Annotated in this window: 18 protein-coding genes and 1 pseudogene; 12 read left to right on the plus strand and 7 right to left on the minus strand. The window is 45.1% G+C overall.

Annotated elements, in window-relative coordinates; genetic code table 11:
• Positions 1-64 precede the first annotated feature (64 nt).
• Positions 65-1,414, plus strand: coding sequence for an NAD(P)-dependent oxidoreductase (locus CIK96_RS11105; RefSeq protein WP_094390053.1), 1,350 nt, complete (start codon positions 65-67; stop codon positions 1,412-1,414).
• 89 nt (positions 1,415-1,503) lie between these two features.
• Here CIK96_RS11105 and CIK96_RS11110 read toward each other — a convergent pair whose 3' ends face one another.
• From CIK96_RS11110 to trxA, 3 genes are read right to left on the minus strand one after another with little or no spacing between them, the layout of a single operon-like run.
• Positions 1,504-2,430 (minus strand): LysR substrate-binding domain-containing protein, encoded by a 927-nt coding sequence (locus CIK96_RS11110; RefSeq protein WP_094390052.1) that lies wholly within the window; start codon positions 2,428-2,430, stop codon positions 1,504-1,506.
• 7 nt (positions 2,431-2,437) lie between these two features.
• The gene (locus CIK96_RS11115) at positions 2,438-4,921 is read right to left on the minus strand and encodes an FAD-dependent oxidoreductase (RefSeq protein WP_094440611.1); all 2,484 of its coding nucleotides are present in this window, start codon (positions 4,919-4,921) and stop codon (positions 2,438-2,440) included.
• Positions 4,922-4,937: 16 nt separating this feature from the next.
• Positions 4,938-5,234 carry a thioredoxin gene (gene trxA / locus CIK96_RS11120; protein ID WP_094390050.1) on the minus strand — a complete coding sequence of 99 codons (297 nt, stop codon included), beginning with the start codon at positions 5,232-5,234 and terminating at the stop codon, positions 4,938-4,940.
• A 223-nt stretch (positions 5,235-5,457) separates the two neighbouring features.
• Here trxA and CIK96_RS11125 point away from each other — a divergent pair, with 223 nt between their 5' ends.
• The 3 genes from CIK96_RS11125 (at position 5,458) to CIK96_RS11135 (ending at position 8,554) form a co-directional block, all read left to right on the plus strand.
• Positions 5,458-5,919 (plus strand): peroxiredoxin, encoded by a 462-nt coding sequence (locus tag CIK96_RS11125; RefSeq protein ID WP_094390070.1) that lies wholly within the window; start codon positions 5,458-5,460, stop codon positions 5,917-5,919.
• 53 nt (positions 5,920-5,972) lie between these two features.
• Positions 5,973-6,545: a 2'-5' RNA ligase family protein gene (locus tag CIK96_RS11130; protein ID WP_094440612.1), complete on the plus strand. Its 573-nt coding sequence runs from the start codon at positions 5,973-5,975 to the stop codon at positions 6,543-6,545.
• A gap of 371 nt (positions 6,546-6,916) precedes the next feature.
• Positions 6,917-8,554: an ABC-F family ATP-binding cassette domain-containing protein gene (locus tag CIK96_RS11135; protein WP_094390048.1), complete on the plus strand. Its 1,638-nt coding sequence runs from the start codon at positions 6,917-6,919 to the stop codon at positions 8,552-8,554.
• Between the two features lie 273 nt (positions 8,555-8,827).
• On the opposite strand, the gene mtgA is transcribed toward CIK96_RS11135, so the two are convergent.
• The gene (gene mtgA / locus CIK96_RS11140) at positions 8,828-9,553 is read right to left on the minus strand and encodes a monofunctional biosynthetic peptidoglycan transglycosylase (RefSeq protein WP_094390047.1); all 726 of its coding nucleotides are present in this window, start codon (positions 9,551-9,553) and stop codon (positions 8,828-8,830) included.
• Positions 9,554-10,219, minus strand: a complete 666-nt coding sequence (locus tag CIK96_RS11145) for an OmpA family protein (protein WP_094390046.1) — start codon at positions 10,217-10,219, stop codon at positions 9,554-9,556.
• A 132-nt stretch (positions 10,220-10,351) separates the two neighbouring features.
• On the opposite strand from CIK96_RS11145, the gene proS reads away from it, so the two are divergent.
• Together proS and rpsA are read left to right on the plus strand one after the other, a co-directional pair.
• Positions 10,352-11,830, plus strand: a complete 1,479-nt coding sequence (proS, locus tag CIK96_RS11150; RefSeq protein ID WP_094390045.1) for a proline--tRNA ligase — start codon at positions 10,352-10,354, stop codon at positions 11,828-11,830.
• A 425-nt stretch (positions 11,831-12,255) separates the two neighbouring features.
• Positions 12,256-14,037, plus strand: coding sequence for a 30S ribosomal protein S1 (gene rpsA / locus CIK96_RS11155; RefSeq protein WP_094440613.1), 1,782 nt, complete (start codon positions 12,256-12,258; stop codon positions 14,035-14,037).
• Positions 14,038-14,445: 408 nt separating this feature from the next.
• Here the strand turns inward: rpsA and CIK96_RS11160 are convergent, their stop codons facing one another.
• Entirely contained in the window at positions 14,446-14,832 is a 387-nt protein-coding gene (locus CIK96_RS11160; RefSeq protein WP_094390043.1) for a DUF3127 domain-containing protein, read from the minus strand.
• Positions 14,833-14,996: 164 nt separating this feature from the next.
• On the opposite strand from CIK96_RS11160, the gene dnaN reads away from it, so the two are divergent.
• The 6 genes from dnaN (at position 14,997) to CIK96_RS11190 (ending at position 22,605) form a co-directional block, all read left to right on the plus strand.
• Positions 14,997-16,121 (plus strand): DNA polymerase III subunit beta, encoded by a 1,125-nt coding sequence (gene dnaN / locus CIK96_RS11165; RefSeq protein ID WP_094390042.1) that lies wholly within the window; start codon positions 14,997-14,999, stop codon positions 16,119-16,121.
• Positions 16,122-16,236: 115 nt separating this feature from the next.
• Positions 16,237-17,097, plus strand: a complete 861-nt coding sequence (locus CIK96_RS11170; protein ID WP_094440614.1) for a 3'-5' exonuclease — start codon at positions 16,237-16,239, stop codon at positions 17,095-17,097.
• A gap of 3 nt (positions 17,098-17,100) precedes the next feature.
• On the plus strand, positions 17,101-18,294 hold the full coding sequence (coaBC, locus tag CIK96_RS11175; protein ID WP_094390040.1) for a bifunctional phosphopantothenoylcysteine decarboxylase/phosphopantothenate--cysteine ligase CoaBC: 1,194 nt from the start codon (positions 17,101-17,103) through the stop codon (positions 18,292-18,294).
• Positions 18,295-18,308: 14 nt separating this feature from the next.
• Entirely contained in the window at positions 18,309-19,196 is an 888-nt protein-coding gene (locus tag CIK96_RS11180; protein ID WP_254046238.1) for a DUF4835 family protein, read from the plus strand.
• Between the two features lie 20 nt (positions 19,197-19,216).
• A complete protein-coding gene (recN, locus tag CIK96_RS11185) occupies positions 19,217-20,878 on the plus strand; it encodes a DNA repair protein RecN (RefSeq protein ID WP_094440615.1) in 1,662 nt (553 codons plus the stop codon).
• A 23-nt stretch (positions 20,879-20,901) separates the two neighbouring features.
• Complete coding sequence (locus tag CIK96_RS11190; RefSeq protein WP_094440616.1) at positions 20,902-22,605, plus strand: serine protease; 1,704 nt, start codon at positions 20,902-20,904, stop codon at positions 22,603-22,605.
• 940 nt (positions 22,606-23,545) lie between these two features.
• Here CIK96_RS11190 and CIK96_RS11195 read toward each other — a convergent pair.
• Positions 23,546-23,748: pseudogene (locus tag CIK96_RS11195) on the minus strand (IS1380 family transposase); the annotation flags it as partial.

Below are 23,748 nucleotides of genomic sequence, written 5' to 3' on the forward strand. Positions count from 1 at the left end.
AATACATTATCTTTGCAGAAAGTTTGCACAGTTCTCTGTTGCGACAGAAGAAACAAACGAAAATATGGAAACAGAAAACAAATCATTTCAAGAAGTTAACGAGGGCTACACCATGCTTGAGGCTATCAACGAGGCTAAACGCTGCCTGCATTGCAAAGTGCCTCAATGCAAGAAAGGATGTCCTATAAGTCATGATATTCCTGACTGGATTCACGAGTTGTCGATGGGTAACCTCGGCAATGCCATGAACATCATCAACAACAAGAGTAATCTGCCTTCCGTTTGCGGTCGGGTCTGTCCTCACGAAAAGCAATGTGAAGGACACTGTGTGCTCAACAAGAGGGGCGAAGGCATTCGCGTGGGCAAACTGGAGAGGTTTATTGCCGACTTCGACGGCAATATGAGTCTTATCCGCGAGAACCTATTGCCAAAGACGAGAGGTAAGATAGCCGTTATCGGTTCTGGCCCTGCCGGACTGACCATTGCCGGCGACATGGCCCGACAGGGCTTCAATGTTGAAATTTTTGAGATGGAACCAGAACCGGGAGGGGTACTGATGTTTGGCATTCCTGAATATCGCCTGCCCAAGGAAATCGTACGCCGTGAGATTAAGAAGATAGAAGAGCTGGGGGTGGTGTTCCATTGCAACACCACCGTAGGCAAGGGTGATCTGACCATCGAGAAACTCTTTGAAATGGGCTATGATGCCATTTTCATGGGCACAGGAACGGGCGTGCCTAAGAAACTCCACATCCCAGGCAGCAATCTTAAGGGCGTGCGCCAGGCTATATGGTTTTTGCGGCGCGTCAGCCTCTACAACGAGGGCAACCTTAGCCGAGAGGAAGTGGTGGTGCATGAAGGCAACCGCGTATTTGTGATAGGTTGTGGAAATACTGCCATGGATGCTGCCAGAACGGCAGTACGCATAGGAGCGAGCCACGTGGAAGTGGTTTATCACCGTACCGTCAACGAGATGAGTGCACTCCGCTCGGAGTATGAGGATGCCGTGGCAGAAGGTGTAAAATTCAGTTGGCAATCGAGCATCGTGGAGATTCACGATGATAATGGAACGCTCAACGAGGTGGTTATCGAATCCAATGGCGAGCGCCGCACTGAGAAGGCCGATTTCGTCATCATGGCGGTTGGCTCTGCCCCTGCAAGTAGAATTGTATCTACCACGACGGGTATCGACGTAGATGAACGCGGCTACGTCCTGACTCGTGAAAAACCGTATGGCATGACTACCCGCAAAGGGGTGTTTGCCGGTGGCGACGTGGTAAACCGCCCTTCAACTGTTGTTCTCGCCATGCGCGATGCAAAACGTGTGGCTGAGGGCATGGCACAATATGTTGATGCTGTGAAACTCATAGAGGCTGTAAACGAAAAGGGCGAGATGAAGAAACCTGAAGTTTAGGATGCTTTTTCATCGTCAGCATAACGGTCATACTCCAAGAATCGCTGCTGTGGATTCTTGGAGTATTTTTTTTAGATCAGACTTTTTAATCACAGTCTTATACCATACTTCGCTATTCTCTCGCTGAGCATTCCCTTGGGCATGAATTCCATCAGAGCATCTGTAACGGTATTGAGCATTTGCTCGCGGATATAGTCTTCTTTGACATACAAAGAAACACGCCGTTGGGAGAGACAGTTGCCTTCTATCGGGCGCACATTCTTACGCTGCTGCTCGGTAAGAAGCGGCAGATGCATCTCTGGAATGATGGTGAATCCTCCATTCGCATCCACGATATGTACCAACGTGGTGATGCTGCCTGCTTCATAGATATGATTGCCCTTGTTTCGGGCCTTGCAGAAGGAGAAAGCGCTGTCACGCAAACATTGTGCATCCTTCATGATCCACATGTTCTCGTGTTCCAGATTTTCGGGTTTGAAAACCGGCAGTTTCCGCCAGCAACTTTCGGCAAGATAGACCATGAATTTCTCGGTATAGAGAGGTATTTCAAGGATTCCTTCACACCCATTGTCCGAAATAGCGATACCGGCATCCAGTTCGCCTCGTAAAAGCGATTCTACCATGAAATTCGCCTTCATTTCCTGAATCGACAATTCTACAGCGGGAAACAGTTCCCGATAGTGTTTGATGAATTGGGGCAGGATATACGGGGCTATGGTAGGGCCTACAGCAAGAGCAAATCTTCCCCCTATCGTCCCCTTGTCTTCGTTGATGATTTCTCCTATGCGTTCAACTTCCATGAGTGCTTTTTCTGCCTGTTGGATAATCTTTGCTCCGGCAGTTGTAGGAGCTACAGACTTGTTGGAACGTTGAAAGATGCGGATATCCAGTTCCTCTTCAAGTTTCTGAAGCATAGCACTTAGCGTAGGCTGCGACACATGACACGACTCAGCCGCCTTCGCAAAATTGCGAAAGCGGTTGACGGCTATGATATATCTAAGCTGTTGTATGTTCATCGTTCTGTCATATAAAGAGGTTTACATTGGCTTGGTCGGCTCGTTCCATATAACTGGCAACGCCTCCTATGGTGACATTGTCGAGCAATTCCTCACGGTTCACCCCCATGACGTCCATCGACATCTGACAGGCAATAAACTCCACACCGTTGTCGATGGCTTGCTGCCGAAGCGACTCCAGCGAATCGACACCTTTCTTTTCCATCAGATAGCGCATCATCTTGGCACCTATGCCCATCATGTTCATTTTCGACAGCGCCAACTTGGAGGAGTCGTTAGGCAGCATCCAACCAAACATCCGACCGAAGATGTCCTTCTTCACCCGAGGCTTATGGGCTTTTTTGATGGCGTTAAGTCCCCAAAAGGTAAAAAAGATACTCACCTTCTTTCCTGTAGCTGCTGCGCCATTGGCAAGTACAAACGTGGCGAGCGTTTTATCTAAGTCATCGCTAAACAGGATCAAGGTCTTGCCCATATCATGGGGATGCGGTCTGCTGGCTTCTATTGCACAGGGAGTGGTCTTTTCTATTATGGCTATATAGACACCGGATTCAGACCTCTTACCCAAAAATTTATTGCCTGTTGTACGACACCATGCCTCGGCATCACGTGGAAAGGCGGCGTCCGTGGCACGTACCTCCAACTGTTGACCGGCATTCAGCCCGTCCATCGCCTGCTTCATCTTCATGATGGGTCCCGGACATTGAATACCGCACGCGTCAACCTTGACAACGGAAGAACCGGCAGCGCACGATGAGTTCTCTGTTTGCCCTTCTGCTATTTCAGAGCTCATCTTGTCTGTTTCATCAAAGCCATCTGGCGTTTCGATTGTTGCTGTTGCTGCCTTATAGGTTTTCAGACCGCCTATCAGATTGCGAACAACCTTATAACCATTAGCCTTAAGGATATTGGAAGCCAGATAACCGCGTAATCCTACCCCACAGAACAACCATACAGGTCGGTCGTTAGGAATTTCAGAGAGTCTTTCTCTCATATCGTCCAAAGGAATATTGACGGCTCCGGAGATTGTTCCCAGCGCATACTCGTCTGGAGTACGCACGTCAACTAATGTCACCTTGGTGATGTCTGCCTCTTTCAACTCGCGCCAATAGAGCGGCGTCATTTTATCGGTCAGAATATTACCAGCTACATAGCCAGAAATGGCAACAGGATCTTTTGCCGACGAGAATGGCGGAGCGTAAGCATGCTCTAAGCGGGTGAGGTCTCTCACGGTCGCCCCATTCTTGATAGCCATTGCATATTCGTCGATGCGCTTATCCACGCCATCATACCCAACAATCTGAGCACCATAGAGTTTTCCATTTTCAGGAGAGAAGGTAATTTTGATATCCATCTGCAGACTGCCTGGATAATAACCGGCATGTGCACCATTATGAATGGTGGCAGAGAGATAGGGAATATCCATCTGTTTGAGTCGTTTGGCAGGAAGGCCGGTTAATGCGACGGTAAGATCGAATACTTTGGCGATGGCAGTTCCTATAGCCCCTTCATATTTCTCTTTATTACCCAAAACCATATTGTCTGCAACAATACGCGCCTGACGGTTGGCAGGTCCTGCAAGGAAGTTAAGCCATGGCTTACCGGTAATAGGATGTGGAAACTCTATGGCGTCACCCACGGCATAGATATTCTCGTCAGAAGTCTGAAGGTATTCATCTACCCAGATACCCCGCATTTCACCCAACCTCAATCCAGCAGCTTGAGCCAGACGTGTTTCTGCACGCACGCCGATGCTCAAGAGCACCATATCAGCCTTGAGGCGAATGCCAGACTTGAAATGTACCGTCAGTTCTTCACCCTCACGCGAGAATCCTTCAACGGCCTGTTTCAGATATAGTTTCACATTCTGTTGTTGTAAGTGATCATGTACCAGCGACGCCATGGAATAGTCAATAGGTGACATCACCTGATCAGCCATTTCCACTACCGCCACTTGGGCACCTGCATGGTTCAGGTTTTCCGCCATCTCCAGTCCGATAAATCCACCTCCTACAATAACAGCACGCTTCACTTGATGACTGTTCATATACGCCTTGATACGGTCGGTATCGTTGACATTTCTCAAAGTGAAGATGCCTTCACTGTCTATACCTTGCAAAGGTGGTACAACGGGCGACGCTCCAGGAGAGAGCAATAGTTTGTCGTATGTTTCGGTATAGTCTTTTCCATCCGCTGTATGTACGGTAACCTGCTTTGCAGCAGTATCAATAGCCGTTACCTCGCTCAGCGTACGTACGTCGATATTGAAACGTTTGCCGAACGCTTCGGGAGTCTGTACAAACAAACGGTCGCGCTCATCAATCACGCCTCCTATATAATAGGGCAGTCCACAGTTGGCATAGGAGATGTATGCCCCTTTGTCGAAAAGGATGATTTCTGCATCTTCCGTCATACGTCGGATGCGTGCTGCAGCAGTCGCGCCTCCTGCCACTCCTCCTACTATAATATATTTTTTCTTGTTTGCTGTCATCGTCAATAGTATTTTTTTATTGAAATTGTGCAATCACTCGTTTAAGTTCGCTTGATGGCATGGCTCCACTCTGCCGCCATTTCATCTCTCCTTCTTTGAAGATCATAAGCGTAGGAACCGACTGTATGCGCATCTGCATGGCAACGGCTTCATTCTTATCCACATCTACTTTGACGATGCGAATGCTGTCGCCTAATTCTTTCTTGAGCTGTTCCAATACGGGGTGCATCATTCTGCAAGGACCGCACCATGTTGCGTAAAAATCCACCAGAGTCAACTGACTACTTTGGATGATGTCTGAAAGTTTTTCCATATCGTTATTGTTTTTATTTGTTTTCGATTTGATGTTGCAAAGATAGGCAATCTTTTATAGATAAACAAACTTATATATCTATATTACGATAGATAATAACTATCAATAATCAAAAAAATCCATAAATATGATTGGTCGTTATGAATAATATATTTATCTTTGCAGGCGAATGGCGTTTGTATTACCATTGCCAAGAAATAACAATCTAAAAAAACATACCATTATGACTATCGGAGACAAAATACCGGAGGTGCTTGGTATAGACCAAGACGGACGTGAGATTAAGGCAAGTGACTATCGTGGCCGCAAAATTGTGCTTTACAGTTACCCCAAAGCCAATACCAGCGGATGTACCGCCGAAGCCTGTTCCTTGCAGTCGCACAAGGCGGAGCTGGCGGCAGCCGGTTACGAGATTATCGGCGTGAGCAAAGATAAACAAGCCTTGCAGAAAAAGTTTGCTGACACCCAAGGGTTACAGTTTCCACTTATTGCCGATACAGAGACCACCTTATTGCAGGAACTCGGTTGTTGGGGCGAGAAGGTTGCTTGTGGCAGAAAGACCATCGGCATTCTCCGCACCACTTACCTCGTAAATGAAGAAGGCGTTATCGAGAAAATCTTCACTCCTAAGGAAATCAAAACCAAAATCCATGCTGAGCAGATCTTGGACTACATCAACAAATAACAATTTGTATTCAAGTCCAACATAGTTAGGAAGAATAAAACCGAACACTCTCCATGGCTCGCATATTCATAGCAATACGTTTCGACGATGAGTTAAAAAAGACTCTTGTCGCCTTACAACAGACATTAAAGGCGAAAGGAGTTGCAGGAAACTATTGTTCGTATGGTAATCTCCACATGACGCTTGCATTCATAGGTGAAAGCGTTTTCGTTAAGCCAAAGGAGCAGAATAAAGCTTGCTTTGATTCTGCCAAAGAGAAATGCCAAAAGACAAAGTCCATGGATGTACTGCCTGAAATTCACAAAGCCGTGAGCGAAGTGGAGTTTGAACCTTTCACCATGACCTTAGGCAAACTTGGAACATTTTCTACAAAAAACGGGGTTATCTGGTGTGGGATAAAGGAGAGCGAACCAATCACAACTATTGCCAATAAGCTGCGCGAACGTCTCTCTGCAAATGGCATATCTTATAGTTCCCTGGCTTTTTCCCCACATATTTCCTTGGTTCAACATCCCACACAAATCATAACTGACATAGAGGTTCCCGAAGTCTCTATAAAGGTAGAAAGAATCTTCGTCATGAAATCCGAGCGTATCAATGGTGAACTCATATACTCGGAACTATGAGACGTCGAATCGTAAGTATTGCATAAGAAACTGTATCGGCTGCATGCGTTGTGTTTCCGTTTGTCTTGCCCATGCAAGAGGGATTGGCGAGCGTCTAAACCAATTGACTGCATTTCTTGCCCCGTTTTGTTGCGAAAGGAAGAAAAACGAATTGTTCATTTAATGACATTCAGCTTTCGTAAGATTTATATAAGGATTTTGTCGTCTTTTACCTTCGGGATGCGTTAATTCTACATCATCGATTTCTGTTTACAACCTTTTTTTCGTAACTTTGCAACTTTGTTGATAACAAACTGTATCAGCACACGACCGCAAACAGACCCGATATTCTGTTTTTGCAGCGTTTTTCACTATAACCACAAGAAAGAAATATGATTACTGTTGATGGATTGACCGTCGAATTTGGCGGAACCACCCTATTCAAAGACATCTCCTTCCAAATCAACGAGAAGGACCGTATTGCCCTGATGGGAAAAAATGGCGCAGGAAAGAGTACTCTGCTCAAAATTATTGCTGGGGTACGCACAGCAACAAGAGGTACCGTTTCGGCACCAAAAGACTGCGTCATTGCCTATCTACCACAGCATCTGATGACTGAAGACGGACGAACCGTGTTTGACGAAACCTGCCAGGCATTTGCTCATCTTCATGAGATTCAGGCGGAAATAGACCGCATCAATAACGAACTCACTACACGTACTGACTACGAGAGTGACGAATACATGCAACTCATCGAGAAGGTTTCGACACTATCAGAAAAGTTCTACGCCATAGATATGAGCCACTTTGAAGAGGATGTGGAGAAAACACTCCTCGGTCTTGGATTCGAGCGTTCTGACTTCAACCGCCCTACCAGCGAGTTCTCCGGAGGCTGGCGTATGCGCATCGAACTGGCAAAACTGTTGCTCAAATCACCAGACGTTCTTCTCCTTGACGAGCCTACCAACCACCTCGACATAGAATCTATCGGCTGGCTTGAGGACTTTATTTGCAATAGTTCTAAAGCGGTGATTGTCATCAGCCACGACCGCAAATTCGTGGACAACATCACCACCCGAACCATTGAGGTGACCATGGGACGCATCTATGACTACAAAGCTACTTACAGCCACTATCTGGAACTGCGTAAAGAGCGCCGCGAACAGCAAATGAAGAAATATGAGGAACAGCAGAAAATGATTGCCGAGACCAAAGACTTCATCGAACGTTTCAAAGGTACCTATTCCAAAACCTTCCAAGTGCAGAGTCGGGTAAAGATGCTTGAAAAACTGGAACTCATCGAAGTGGATGAAGAAGACACCAGCCATCTGCGCCTGAAATTCCCACCAAGTCCTCGAAGCGGCGCCTACCCTGTACAAATGAGCGATGTAGCCATGGCGTTCGACGACAAAAAGGTTTTCAGCGGAGTGAACCTTACCGTGGAACGTGGCGACAAGATTGCTTTCGTGGGGCGAAACGGAGAGGGTAAATCAACATTGGTGAAGTGCATCATGGGGCAACTGAAAAATGAAGGGAAACTTCAGCTCGGCCACAACGTACAGATTGGCTATTTCGCCCAAAACCAAGCATCGCTACTCGATGGTGAACTTACCGTTTTCCAGACTATTGACGATGTGGCTAAAGGTGAAATACGCAACAAGATACGAGACCTCCTCGGCGCCTTTATGTTTGGCGGAGAAGATTCTACCAAGAAAGTAAAAGTGCTCTCAGGTGGAGAACGCACACGTCTTGCCATCCTCAAACTCTTATTGGAACCCGTCAACCTGCTAATCCTCGACGAGCCCACCAACCACCTTGACCTCAAGACCAAAGATGTGCTCAAGCAAGCACTTCAAGACTTTGATGGCACACTCATCGTTGTCAGCCACGACCGCGACTTCCTTGATGGCCTTGTCAGCAAAGTCTATGAATTCGGTCATGGTCGCGTACGCGAACACTTATGTGGCATCTACGAGTTCCTTGAGTCCAAAAAGATGGAAAGTTTGCAGGAATTGGAAAAGAAACAATAGTGCATTATGCGAAAATAGTTTGCCAACGCAGCACATCACAATCAATATTGTCACTTTTTCTTTACATATCAATATGATTTCATATTACACCGTTCCTCATACATCTTAATATATATAAGCCCGTGGCATTTCCCAAGTAAGTCTGATGCAACTCCCACGTAAGTCCCAATAAACATACGGACGACATGGGGGACAGAGAGGAAACAGATAAGAGAAACAAAAAAACTCCCTGTCGATTTCCGACAAGGAGAATATCATATTGCAAAGCAATAATCATTTTTCAGGCAACGTCTTTACAAACCTCATTTCACGCAAAATGCGCCCCTGACGTTTTCGTAAATAAGGACCAGGATCAGCAGAATTGTATTTGCGCGGATTGGGTAACGAACCGGCAATAAGAGCACACTCCGACTTTGTCAAATCGGCAGCTGACTTATGGAAATGCCACTCTGCCACAGCACTCGCACCATAAATTCCATCACCCATTTCTATAGAGTTTAGATAGACCTCCATAATGCGCTCTTTAGACCATACCAACTCAATAAGCGCGGTAAAATAGACCTCAAAACCCTTACGTATCCACGAACGGCCAGGCCAAAGAAAAACATTCTTAGCGGTCTGTTGTGAGATAGTAGAGGCACCAAGTTTGCGCTTTTCGGGATGACTGATATTACGCATGGCAGCATACTCTATGGCTCGATAGTCAAAACCATGATGGTCAAGAAAACGAGCATCCTCACCTGCCATAACTGCCTTGGGAAGTGAAGGGGAAATATCCTCAAGAGGCACCCAACGATGGCGCAACACCAATTCATGCCCCTGTCCTGCCTGTTGGAAAAGACGGATAAACATGAGCGGAGTAAACCAAACAGGCACCCAACGCAATACGACAACAGAAAGAATAGTGGAAACGAAAAACGTTGCCACTATCCATAATAACACTTTTCTTATCTTCTGCAAAACAAGAGTTTTAGTCTGCGATACTGTAAGTTTGCCCATTTAGTTTGCCTGTTGTGCCTGCTGAATAGTCTTCTGACTGGCGTACATATATACCTCTACTCGACGATTGAGCTTACGACCTTCAGCAGTACTATTATCTGCTACAGGATTAGTAGAACCCTGGCCTTCAATACGCTTAATCTGAGCGGATTTTACACCACAAGAAAGGAGATAACTATTAACACTCTGAGCACGACTGACAGACAACGGCTGGTTAATACCATCGTTACCCGTATTATCGGTATGACCAATGATGGCAATATCGAGGTCAGCATTATTATTAAGCACCTTAGAGAACTGTGCCAGCGAGTTTTTGGCACTCTGACTGAGTTCGGCCTTGTTGGTGGCAAAAAGAATAGCTGAGTCAAACGACACCTTAACAGCATCGAGTCCATTGGTATCTTTCACAGTTTCAACCTGAGCATTTTTTACCTGGGCAGCCTCAGCCTTCACCTTATCCATACGTTTGCCGATAATCGCTCCTGTTCCTGCACCTACTGCGGCTCCGATAGCTGCGCCAACAGCAGTATTTCCTGCAATTTTTCCGATTATACCTCCAAGCACAGCACCACCTCCAGCGCCAATACCTGCTCCTTTCTGCATGTTATTGCACCCTGTAAAGAGCATGCCAAAGCAGAGTGCAAGCGAAATAGCCTTGATTTTCATTCTTTTGTGTTTTTTGTTACGTGAATACTTATTAAATTGATGCAAAGGTAGAAAAAAATATCATTAATGAATTATGAATTATGAATTATTTAGTAACTTTGCACCAAATTTTAGATTTCTACAAGTATTTTTATGGCAAAAGAACTTAAAGAGCTGACAAAAAGAGCAGACAACTACAGCCAGTGGTACAACGACCTTGTGGTCAAGGCCGACCTGGCCGAGCAATCAGCCGTGCGTGGATGCATGGTGATCAAACCTTACGGCTATGCTATCTGGGAAAAGATGCAACAGCAACTGGACAAGATGTTTAAGGAAACTGGCGCACAGAACGCCTATTTCCCTCTGTTGATACCAAAATCATTCCTTAGCCGCGAAGCCGAACACGTAGAAGGCTTTGCCAAGGAATGCGCCGTGGTGACCCACTATCGCTTGCGCGCCAAAGAAGACAAAAGTGGCGTAGAAGTAGATCCAGCTGCAAAACTGGAGGAAGAACTCATCGTACGTCCTACCTCAGAAACCATCATTTGGAACACATACAAAAACTGGATTCACTCATGGCGCGACCTGCCTTTGATGTGCAACCAGTGGTGTAACGTAATGAGATGGGAAATGCGCACACGCCCATTCCTCCGTACCTCAGAATTTCTGTGGCAAGAAGGTCACACCGCCCATGCCACCAAAGAAGAAGCAGAACAAGAAGCACAGAAAATGCTGGCTGTTTATGCAAAATTTGCAGAAGAATGGATGGCTGTACCCGTATTGCAGGGTGTAAAGAGCGAAACAGAGCGCTTTGCAGGTGCACTCGACACCTATACCATCGAGGCCATGATGCAAGACGGAAAGGCACTGCAAAGCGGTACTTCACACTTCCTCGGGCAGAACTTCGCCAAGGCCTTCGACGTCACCTATCTTAATAAAGAGAACAAACCGGAATATGTCTGGGCCACCTCATGGGGCGTTTCTACCCGACTCATCGGTGCTCTCATTATGACTCACTCAGATGACAACGGTTTGGTATTACCTCCAAAACTGGCCCCTATCCAGGTGGTCATCGTACCCATCTCAAAGGGAGACGATTTGAAACACATCAGCGAACGTCTGCAACCCGTCATCGACGAACTGCGTTCAAAAGGCATCAGCGTGAAATATGATGACTCGGACAACAAGCGTCCCGGCTTCAAGTTTGCCGACTACGAACTTAAAGGTGTACCTGTACGCCTCGTAATGGGTGCTCGCGACTTAGAGAACGGCACCATCGAAGTGATGCGCCGCGATACTTTGGAGAAAGAAACACACTCCATCGACGGCATCGCTCAGCATGTAGAGCAGTTGTTGGAAGACATCCAGAAGAACATCTTCGAGAAAGCACGCTCATGGCGCGACTCACGCGTTTATGAATGCGACAACTACGAGGAGTTTAAGGAACGCGTGAAAGACGGAGGTTTCTTCCTCTGCCACTGGGACGGCACCGCCGAGACCGAGGCAAAGATCAAAGAAGAAACTCAGGCCACCATTCGCTGCGTACCTTTTGCCTACGAGCAGACTCCGGGCATAGATATGGTCAGCGGTAAGCCTTCAAAAGCACGCGTCATCATCGCCAGAAGCTACTAAGCAAAAAAAAACGAGAAAACCGCAATAAAAACCGCGCAGACTCACAAAGGAACCACGTAAATACGTGACAAAAAACATGAGCCAAGTCAGACTTAGTTTGACTTGGCTCATAACATAAATATAAAACAAAGAAAAATCATCGTTTTCGTTAAGCCAAATGAGCAGAACCGAACTCCTTCGAGTTATGCCATGGAGAAAAAACGAAGAACGAAGTTCAGGGTTTACGTTAAGCCCAATAAGCAGAATAAAGCTCGTTTTTATTATATCCCGGCGAGAAAACGAAGGATATTATACAACTTTCGGCAAAAAACTTTGGTAGGAAACTATTTTTTTTGTAATTTTGCAGCCGATTTGTGGGTATAGGCCTACAATCACAGTTCACATAAAGTCCAACTTTATTAAATTAACAAACAATTTTTTAAATTATGTCAGAATTAACAAAGAACGTACAGCCGCTGGCCGATTTCGACTGGAACCAGTTTGAAAACGGTACGACTGTCAATGTCAGCAAGGAAGACCTCGACAAGGCCTACGATGAGACTCTCAACAAAGTGAGCGAGCATCAGGTAGTAGAGGGAACCGTAATCAGTGCAGACAAGAAAGAAGTAGTCGTAAACATCGGCTACAAGAGCGACGGTATCATCCCCGCATCAGAATTTCGCTACAACCCCGACCTCAAAGTAGGTGACGTTGTAGAGGTTTACGTAGAAAATGCAGAGGACAAGAAAGGTCAGCTCATACTTTCTCACAAGAAAGCACGCCTCTCTAAGAGCTGGGAGCGTGTTAACGCAGCCCTCGAGAACGAGGAAATCATCCAGGGCTACATCAAGTGCCGCACTAAGGGCGGTATGATTGTTGACGTATTCGGCATCGAGGCTTTCTTGCCCGGTAGCCAGATCGACGTTCACCCCATACGCGACTACGACCAGTTCGTAGGCAAAACCATGGAATTCAAGGTTGTCAAGATCAATCAGGAGTTCCGCAACGTAGTAGTTTCACACAAGGCTCTCATCGAGGCCGAACTGGAAGCTCAGAAGAAAGAAATCATCAGCAAGCTCGAAAAGGGTCAGATTCTCGAAGGTACTGTCAAGAACATCACTTCTTACGGTGTATTCGTTGACCTCGGCGGTGTTGACGGACTCATCCACATTACAGACCTCTCTTGGGGTCGCGTAGACGATCCTCATAAGGTAGTAGAGCTCGATCAGAAAATCAATGTCGTTATCCTCGACTTCGATGACGAGAAGAAGCGCATTGCTCTCGGTCTGAAACAGCTCACTCCACATCCATGGGACGCTCTCGATGCAAACCTGAAGGTAGGCGATCACGTGAAGGGCAAGGTAGTCGTTATTGCCGACTACGGTGCATTCGTAGAGATCCAGCCTGGTGTAGAGGGTCTGATCCACGTATCAGAGATGTCATGGAGCCAACACCTGCGTTCAGCTCAGGAATTCCTGAAGGTTGGCGACGAGGTAGAGGCCGTAATCCTCACTCTCGACCGCGACGAGCGCAAGATGTCACTCGGTATCAAGCAGCTCAAGGAAGATCCATGGGAGGCTATCGAAGTGAAATATCCCATTGGCAGCAAACACAGCGCCAAGGTTCGCAACTTCACCAACTTCGGTGTATTTGTTGAACTTGAAGAAGGTGTTGACGGCCTGATCCACATCAGCGACCTCTCATGGACTAAAAAGGTTAAACATCCTTCTGAATTCACACAGGTTGGTGCACAGATTGACGTTGTCGTTCTCGACATCGACAAGGAAAACCGCCGTCTCTCTCTCGGCCACAAGCAGCTTGAGGACAATCCTTGGGATGTATTCGAGGAGAAATACACCGTTGGTTCTATCCACGAGGGTAAGATCGTTGAACTCCTCGAGAAGGGTGCTGTTATCCAGCTCGACGAGAACGTAGAGGGCTTCGCTACTCCTAAGCACCTCGTTAAGGAAGATGGCTCACAGGCTACTCAGGGTGAGGTTCTGTCCTTCAAAGTTATTGAGTTCAACAAGGACTCTAAGCGCATCATCCTCTCTCACAGCCGCACTTTCGAGGATCCTCAGCGTGAGGAGAAGAAGGCTGCAGCCAAGAAGGCTCGTGCCGCTAAGAAGGACGACGCTCCAAAGATTGAGAACATCGCAGCAAGCACCACTCTCGGTGACCTCGACGTTCTGGCCAATCTGAAGGCTCAGATGGAGAAGGGTGAATAATCCCTCCCACTCCACAATATAAGCAGAGGCTGCAATCGATAAGGTTGCAGCCTCTCTTTGTATTCATAAGTTATTCATAAGTTACTTGCTTTGTTTTCTTCTCTATCCTCTATGTCTTTTTAGTATTACATAGAAGACAACAGTTCACAATCTGCGAATTCAAATAAAAAAATCCATAGACCCATGATTTCTGGATTTTATTATTCAGAGAATCTGTAGTCCCATGAGCCGATAGCTTTCCAAGAATCCCCATAACATACACGAAGGATACAAATGGAAAGACTGAAATCTTAACTCTAAACCACATACCCATAATGCCCTACTCTATTAACTCAAACTCATATATAAAAAAAGCAACCGACCCCAAAGTCAATTGCTCGAATATCTGTTTTAGTGAACGACAGACTATTAGAAAGGCAGATCATCGCTACTTCCCTCAGCAGGCTCCTGAGTAGGAGGGAATGGAGATGTAGCAGTCTGAGGAGCAGCACCAGCCATAGGAGCACCCACAGGAGCAGCGGCAACACCACGGTTCACATTGTAAGCACGGATTTCATTGAACCAACGACCATTGTACTCGTGTGCATCAATGTCAAAACTAACAGTAAGATCCTCGCCCTGCTGGATATTGAACTGTTTTATACGATCCTCACCGAAAATGCGGAATACACACTTTTTGGGATATTGACCCGGTACCTCAATGACATATTCCTGAGACATCCAAGGGTTTCCTGTACGTGCAGACACGCCACTGTTTGCCGGCAATACGGCAATGATTTTTCCTGTTAATTCCATAATGTAATATTAGTCTTATTTATTGAATTTATGTTTCAGATTGCGAAATTACGAAAAATAGTTCTAAAAAGAACACTTTTCTCCAAATATTTTTGCAAGTCAACAACTATTTTTGTATTTTTGTACTCGGTAAAAATGCTAAAAACATATAAACAACAATATTCATGAGATTTACAGTATCAAGCACTGCGCTCAGCAGCAAACTCAATGCTCTCGCAAAAGTCATCAACAGCAAGAACTCACTGCCTATCTTGGCCGACTTTCTGTTCGACATCCAAGACAATGTGCTCTATCTGACAGCCTCTGACAGCGAGAATGTCATCAACACACAGATGGAACTGACCGAAAGCGACGCAAACGGTCGTTTCGCCATCAACAACCATGACTTGCTCGAAGCCATCAAGGGATTCTCAGAGCAGCCGATCACATTCGATGTCAACCTTCAGGATAACATCGCAAAGATCAGTTACCAAAACGGCCTTTTCTCGCTGCCTGTGGAGAATGCAGACGAATACCCACAGAGCCAACCTATCACAGAAGGAATAAACACCATCGTGATGCCAAGCAACGTGCTTGCCGACAACATCAACCGTTCTCTCTTCGCAACAGCTCAAGACGAACTCAGACCGGTAATGAACGGAATATACTTTGATCTCACTCCTGAACATCTCGCTGTGGTGGCTTCAGACGGTCACAAACTCGTTCGCAACAAAGTATTCACCGTACAAAGCGAACAGCCTGCATCATTTATTCTCCCCAAAAAACCTGCTGGCCTGCTGAAAAACCTGTTGCAGAAGGATGGAGGTGACGTAGAAATCAAATTCAACGAACGCAATGCGGAAATCAACTACGGTGATGGAAGACTCTCATGCCGACTGATTGAAGGACGTTATCCAAACTACAATTCTGTAATTCCACAGAACAACACCAACACGCTAACCGTTGACAGGCTGGCTCTACTCGCAGCTCTTCGCCGCGTACAACCTTTTGCCAACGACTCAAGCAACCTTATCCGATTCCATGTAGAAGGAAGCACCCTACAGCTCGACGCAGAAGATTTCGACTTCTCAAAGACAGCTACCGAACGCATGATTTGCGACTACAACGGACAGCCCATGAGCATTGGATTCAAAGGATCAGCATTCATCGAAATACTTACCAACTTCGATTGCGAAGAGGTTATCATACAATTGGCTGACCCAAGCCGTGCAGGACTCGTCATTCCATCAGAACAGCCAGAAGGGCAAGACGTGCTCATGCTGATGATGCCTATGCTCCTCAACGACTGATAAGACACAACGGACGATTGGTAATCGTAGCGCAATAGTATAGCACGCTCGGAATTACGAGTAGCAAGCGCGCGGTTATCAATCGCCTTTTTTATATCTATTAAATACAACCATCATGAAACTCAACTTACAGAAACCACTTGTCATCTTTGATCTTGAAACAACAGGATTAGACATCGTCAAAGACCGAATCATACAGATATCCTACATCAAGGTATTCCCTGACGGACGAGAAGAAAGAGGAAACTATCTCGTCAACCCAGAGAAACCCATTCCTGACGTCGTCGTACAACTCACAGGCATCAGCAACGAAGATGTACAAGGACAACCCACTTTCAAGGAAATTGGCCAGACCATCAATAAAATTTTCGCTGACAGCGACATCGCTGGTTACAACTCCAATCACTTCGACGTACCTCTTCTTGCAGAAGAATTTCTGCGCGCCAATATCGACTTCGACTTTTCAAAACGAAACATGATTGACGTACAAACCATTTACCACAAAATGGAGCGTAGAAACTTGGCTGCAGCCTATAAATTCTATTGCGGAAGAAAAATGGAAGAAGACTTCACCGCACACCGCGCCGACGAAGACACAGAGGCAACATACAGAGTGTTACAAGGCGAACTCGACATGTACACCGCAGAGCGACAGGAAGAGCCAGAGCGCATACTACAGAACGACATGAAGTTTCTCGCAGAATTCTCACGTATGAACAACAACGTGGATTTTGCCGGACGAATTGTTTGGGGAGAACTGAAAGACCGAGCAGGAAAAAACATACTCGATAAAGACGGTAACCCCATTATGACTGAAATGTTCAACTTCGGTAAATACAAAGGAACCCCCGTAACTACCGTACTCAATATCGATCCGGGCTACTATAGCTGGATTATGCAAGGAGACTTCACCAACAATACCAAACAAGTGCTGACACGCATCAGATTGCGCGAAGCTTCCAATTTAACACGATAATAAATGCTTAAAGGAAAAAAAATAGTATTAGGCATCACAGGATCTATCGCAGCCTACAAAGCATGTCTCATCATAAGAGGACTGATTAAAAGAGGCGCTGAAGTACAAGTGGTCATTACTCCTGCTGGAAAAGAATTTATCACTCCCATCACACTATCGGCACTCACTCAAAAACCAGTCATCAGCGAATTCTTCTCGCAACGTGACGGAACATGGAACTCGCACGTTACACTCGGACTCTGGGCTGATGCTATGCTCATAGCTCCCTGTACCGCTTCAACCCTGGGAAAAATGGCAAATGGAGTGGCAGACAATATGCTCATTACCACCTATCTGTCAATGAAAGCCCCTGTGTTTATTGCTCCTGCCATGGATCTCGACATGTACAAACATCCTACCACACAGGACAATATGAAACGCCTACAATCCTTCGGCAATACCATTATCGAACCCAAAAGCGGATTTTTGGCATCAGGCTTGGAAGGAAAAGGACGCATGGAAGAGCCTGAACGCATCGTGGATTTCCTCGACAGCGCACTTAACACACAGAGCTCCATGCAAAACAAAAACATTCTCATCACCGCAGGTCCCACATTCGAAAAGATAGACCCCGTGAGGTTTATCGGCAACTATTCAAGCGGAAAAATGGGATTTGCACTCGCTAGAGAATGTGCATTAAGAGGAGCGAATGTCACACTCGTTGCCGGCCCAGTTTCACTGGAAACACCACATTCCGCTATCAATCGTATTGACGTGGAAAGCTGCGAAGAAATGTATGAAGCTACTGTCGAACATTTTAAACAGGCAAATGCTGCAATTCTATGTGCAGCAGTGGCAGACTTCAAGCCAGAAAACATGGCCCAAGAGAAAATAAAGCGAGAAAAAGATGACCTCGTCATTAGGCTCAAGCCTACCCATGATATCGCTGCCCAACTCGGAAAAATGAAAAAAGAAGGGCAAAGACTTGTGGGCTTTGCACTTGAGACAAACAACGAAATGGCTCATGCACAAGATAAGCTCGTGCGCAAGAACCTCGATTTCATCGTGCTCAACTCATTGAGAAATGAAGGTACTTGTTTCAAATCTGACCAGAACAAAATCTGCATCGTCACAAGAGAGGAACAAAAGGAGTTCGGGAAGAAAAACAAACAAGAAGTTGCCATCGATATCGTCAACGAACTGGAGGAGATTATATGAAACACTGGCGCATAATGGTCATACTGATTGTCGCTGCTTGCTGGGGAGAAATCAAAGCCCAAGAACTACAAGCACGCGTCAGTATAAACCATGCGCAGGTGCAAGGAACTGATGAACGTGTATTCAAACAACTGGAACAATCACTCCAGCAATTTGTCAACGACAGGCAATGGACTGACCTCCAGTTTGATAAGAAAGAGCGCATCAACTGTGTATTTAACATCACCGTCGGTAAATACGACAAAAGCACAGGAAGGATGGAAGCAACAGCCAATATACAGGCAATAAGACCGGTTTATGGATCAACATACACCACAACCATCTACAGCAATCAAGATACTGACTTCAACTTTGATTATGCAGAATACGACCAACTCAATTTTCACCCCGAAACAATAGACCATCAACTCACAGCGCTCATGGCCTATTACGCCTACCTCATCATAGGAATAGATCTCGACACCTTCTCACCAATGGGGGGAACAGATGTGTTGCAACAATGTTACCTGTTGGTCAACAACGCTCAGTCATTGGGATTTGCAGGATGGAAAGCATTCGACAACGACAGAAACAGATACAGCATCATTAGCGACTATCTCGATGAACCTATGCGCCCCATTCGCCAACTGCAATACGAATACTATCGAAAAGGACTCGATCAGATGGTTACAAATACTGAAAGGGCAAGAAAAACCATCAGCAGCGCACTACAACTCCTCAAACAAGCACACCAAAACAAAATGATGAGCAGAATGCCACAAATATGGACCGACTACAAGCGCGACGAACTGACCAACATCTTCCAAGGAAAAGGTACGGCAAAAGAGCGCGAAGAGATATACAATCTGCTCACAGATATCAATGCTTCGCAAAACAATGCATGGGAGAAAATAAAAGAGTAAAAATGAAAATGTAATGCATCATGCTTAAACGATTATACATCAAAAACTTTACACTCATTGACCTGCTTGACATGGAGTTCGAAACAGGTTTTTCTGTCATCACAGGAGAAACTGGCGCGGGAAAAAGTATTATACTCGGAGCCATAGGATTACTCTTGGGACAAAGGGCGGACACAAAATCCATCAAGCAAGGTACAGACAGATGCGTCATAGAGGCTCATTTCAACTTGGAAAAATACAAGATGAAAGAGTTTTTCGAACGAAATGATATTGACTACGATGCTCAAGATTGCATCGTCAGAAGGGAACTGACTGCTGCCGGAAAAAGCAGAGCATTCATCAACGACACACCTATTTCACTCTCGCTACTCAAAGAACTCGGAGAACAATTAGTAGATGTGCACTCACAACATCAGAATCTGCTGCTCGGAAAACAGGACTTCCAAATGGAGGTGGTAGATATTCTTGCAGAAAACCAAACTCTGCTCGGAGACTATGCTGCCCAATATGAACGCTTGCAGAAAAAACAGCACGAACTCCACGAATTGGAAGAACAAATCAGACAGAACAGACAAAATCAAGACTTCATACAATTCCAATATAACGAACTGCAAGATGCTCAACTACAGGAAGGTGAACTTGAAGAACTTGAGCAGCAACGCGATATGATGGCACACAGCGAAGACATCAAGACATCACTCTTCACCGCCAACAATTGTCTAACCGCAGAAGAATATGGAACAGAGCCACAGTTGAGAAAAGCTCTAAGCGCACTCAACTCCATCTGCAACATCCTGCCCGAAGCCACAGCATGGACAGAACGCATACAAGCATGTTATATTGAAGTCAAAGACTTGGCACAGGACATGGAATACCAATTGTCAAATGTGGAATTCGACCCTGCAGAACAAGAACAGATAGAAAAAAGACTCGATACACTCTACTCGTTGCAAAACAAACATCATGTAGATACTGTAGCAGAACTCATAGAGTTGCGAAACAAATATGCCGCACAACTGCAAGATATGGAGAACGGAGACGAAGCACTCGACACGTTGAGAAACGAAATCAAGCAACTTCATGACAACTGCGAGAAACTAGCATCAAAGCTCTCACAGAAACGACAAAAGGCTTCAACAATTATAGAGAAGCAAATGCACGAACGACTCACAGCACTTGGAATGCCAAAACTCCAATTCAAAATCAGCATCAATACCACTACACTCAGACGTGACGGACACGATGAAGTAGCTTTTCTATTCAGCGCCAACACATCAAGTCCGCTCCAACCCATTGCTCACGTAGCATCGGGAGGAGAAATAGCACGCATCATGCTCTCGCTGAAAGCCATGATTAGCGGAGCTGTCAAACTACCAACCATCATCTTCGATGAAATAGATACTGGAGTAAGTGGAAAAATTGCAGAACGCATGGCTGAAATCATGCAGGAAATGGGAGACAAGGACCGACAAGTCATATCCATCACACACCTACCGCAGATTGCAGCACTCGGAACTGTACACTATAAAGTATCGAAACAGGAAAGTACCCAAGGAACCATCAGCAAAATGCAACGACTCAACGAAGAAGAAAGAGTTAATGAAATTGCACAGATGCTAAGCGGTAGCGATGTTTCTGAAGCCGCCATCGCTAATGCAAAACAACTGTTGAAACACTCATAACCAAAGCATAAAAAAACAAGAATATGAAGAAAATACTGATATCATACAAAAGGAAAACTATAGCTTTCATCCTTGCCTTCATGGCATTGACCGCTACAAATGCACAAACGCCATCATGGGCTGCAAAAGCAACAAAAAGTGTATTCACGCTCAAAACCTTCGCAACAGACGGTAGTCTTCTTGCAAGCACTACAGGTGTGTTTATTACAGAAGATGGAGAGGCAATCAGCAGTTACACACCATTCAGAGGTGCACAAAAAGCTGTGGTTATCGACGCCACAGGAAAGGAATGGACCGTTGAGAATCTCATGGGTGCAAACGAAATGTACGATGTGGCAAAATTCAGAGTACAGACCAAAAAAGCCAACGCCATAAACATTGCAGAATCTCAAGCCACAGACGGATCAGAAGTATGGATTCTACCCTACTCTGCCAACAAAAAACCAGGAACAATCAAAGCCTCTGTTAAAAGTGGGGAAACATTCATGGAATCGTACCGTTACTACAATATCCAGACAACAGCATCTAATATTGAAAACGGTTCACCAGTAATGAACGATAAAGGAGAACTCATAGGACTCATCCAACCATCTTCAAATACCAAACAGGCCGATGCCTATGCTGTTTCTGCACCATTTGCGGCAAACCTGAAACTTAACGGATTAAGTTTCAATGATCCTGCAATACAAGCTACAAACATCGATATTGCCATTCCCTCAGACATCAACGATGCACTACTGACACTATTCGTTGCACGCAACGCTTTCAAGACGCAAAAATACACAGATTACGTCAGACGTTTCGTGAAACAGTTTCCTGAATCAGCCGACGGCTACGTCAATCTAGCAAGAATTGCCATCAGCAACGAAAGCTATGAAGAGGCCGACAAATACCTTCAACAAGCTGTGAAGATGGGAAGCAACAAAGCTGATGCACACTATCAGTATGCACAAACGGTATTACAATACTGCCTCCAGAGCAACGATAAAAAAACTTTTGCCCCATGGACTCTCGACAAGGCACTTGCAGAAGCACGCGAAGCCTACAAGACAGAACCACAAAGCGTTTATATGCAACAGGAAGCTCAAATTCTATATACACAAGGGAAATACGACGAAGCCGGTGACCTCTATATGAAGTTGACAAACAGCGACCTCAGAAGTGCAGACATCTTCTATGCCGCCTCACTATGCAAAGCTCAGAAGAAAGATACCGTACAGCAACTTGCACTCCTCGATAGTGCAGTAGCTCTATACAACAAACCGTATTTGAAAGAAGCTGCACCATTTCTTCTAGCACGCGCACAAGCCAGACATGACGCAGGAAAATACCGTTTGGCTGTTGCCGACTATAACGAATATGGCACTCTAATGGTTGCCCAACTCGACGCACCATTCTATTATATGAGAGAACAGTCGGAAGTGGCAGGACGCCTTTACCAACAAGCTCTCAGCGACATAGACAAGGCAGTAGAACTAGCTCCTCAAGCCACACTATACCTAGCAGAAAAAGCAGCACTTCTGGTAAGAGTTGCCATGTACAAAGAAGCTATTGAAACCTCACAACAACTCATCACATTGGCACCAGACGAAAGCGACGGCTATTATTTCCTTGGCGCAGCACAATGGCTGTCAGATAATAAAAAAGATGGAATGGCCAATCTACAGAAGGCCAAACAAATGGGCAATACTGCCGTACAAATCTTCATGGATCGACACACTAAATAACAATAAATAATAACTTTCAAAAACGAGGCATACTGTAATCAAGTATGCCTCGTTTTTCTATCCTATTACAGTCCGTATTATATCATCAAAGGATTACTCCAATACACAAAAGAAGTCATTTTATTTACATTTTTAAAATTTACAGTTATTACAGTATTACAGTTTTCAAGGAGCAAATACGATGAGTTAATAGTAAATTTGCCATCTTAAAGATATCAAAATCGCATTCAAACTGGTAAAAATTCCGTTTTCAAAAACTGTAATACTGTAATACTGTAATGCGTAAGAGAATTTTTTATTCTCGGCGCTACGAGTTTAATCGAATATTTCTTTGACAATTACCTTATCGTCCATCATCACACAACATATTCCTTTCACATACAAAGACAGTAATTCCTAACAAAATCCCAAGTGAGTCCCAATTAAGTCCCATAACCATACAGAAACAAAGGGAACTTGATAGGAGAAGTAAAAGACTACTAAGGTAAATATCGACAAGGCGTCAAATCACTTTTATTATTTCAGTTTCAGAATTGACTTCTCAACGAAGCCCCTTCACCCTATTATATGTTTCTACTAATACATTATCATTAATCTACACTTCGCCCATTAGCCAATGCCCATGCCGCGTATACCTACCAAAGACGAGGCATGCTATGGTTAGCAAGTCTCGTCTTTCCATAAATGTTTTCAAACTATAAGGATTACTATTATCCCAATCTTTGAAGTTCTGATCAACTACTAATACCTAAAAGATCTGATCTGGTTATCCTAAAATCCGCAACTATCATCCAATACACGATTAAGGGTAGATTTATGAGTCGTTAGTAGCAGCTTTCAGTAAAAAGCAACAGCACAACATCAATATGTAGCCACCATCCCCTTACCCCACGATGCGACTTGAGGTAATACGCAGATTCAAACCGGAAAGAAAGGATTCTTATCCGAATTCTGTTTTGAAGGGTCTTGCATAAGCTCGGTTCTCTGTGTAGATATTCAGCACGTATTGCCTTGCAGTCATGATCCACTTGGCAGGTACGGAGATGAATCTGAAGACAAAAGCCTTTATGCGACTCGTTTTCTTGAGCCCAAAAGCCTTGGTGTCAAGCCTGCTCATGATGGTCTTGTAGAAATTGTGTATCA

This window comes from Prevotella sp. P4-98 (assembly GCF_002251405.1).
Taxonomy (GTDB): Bacteria; Bacteroidota; Bacteroidia; order Bacteroidales; family Bacteroidaceae; genus Prevotella.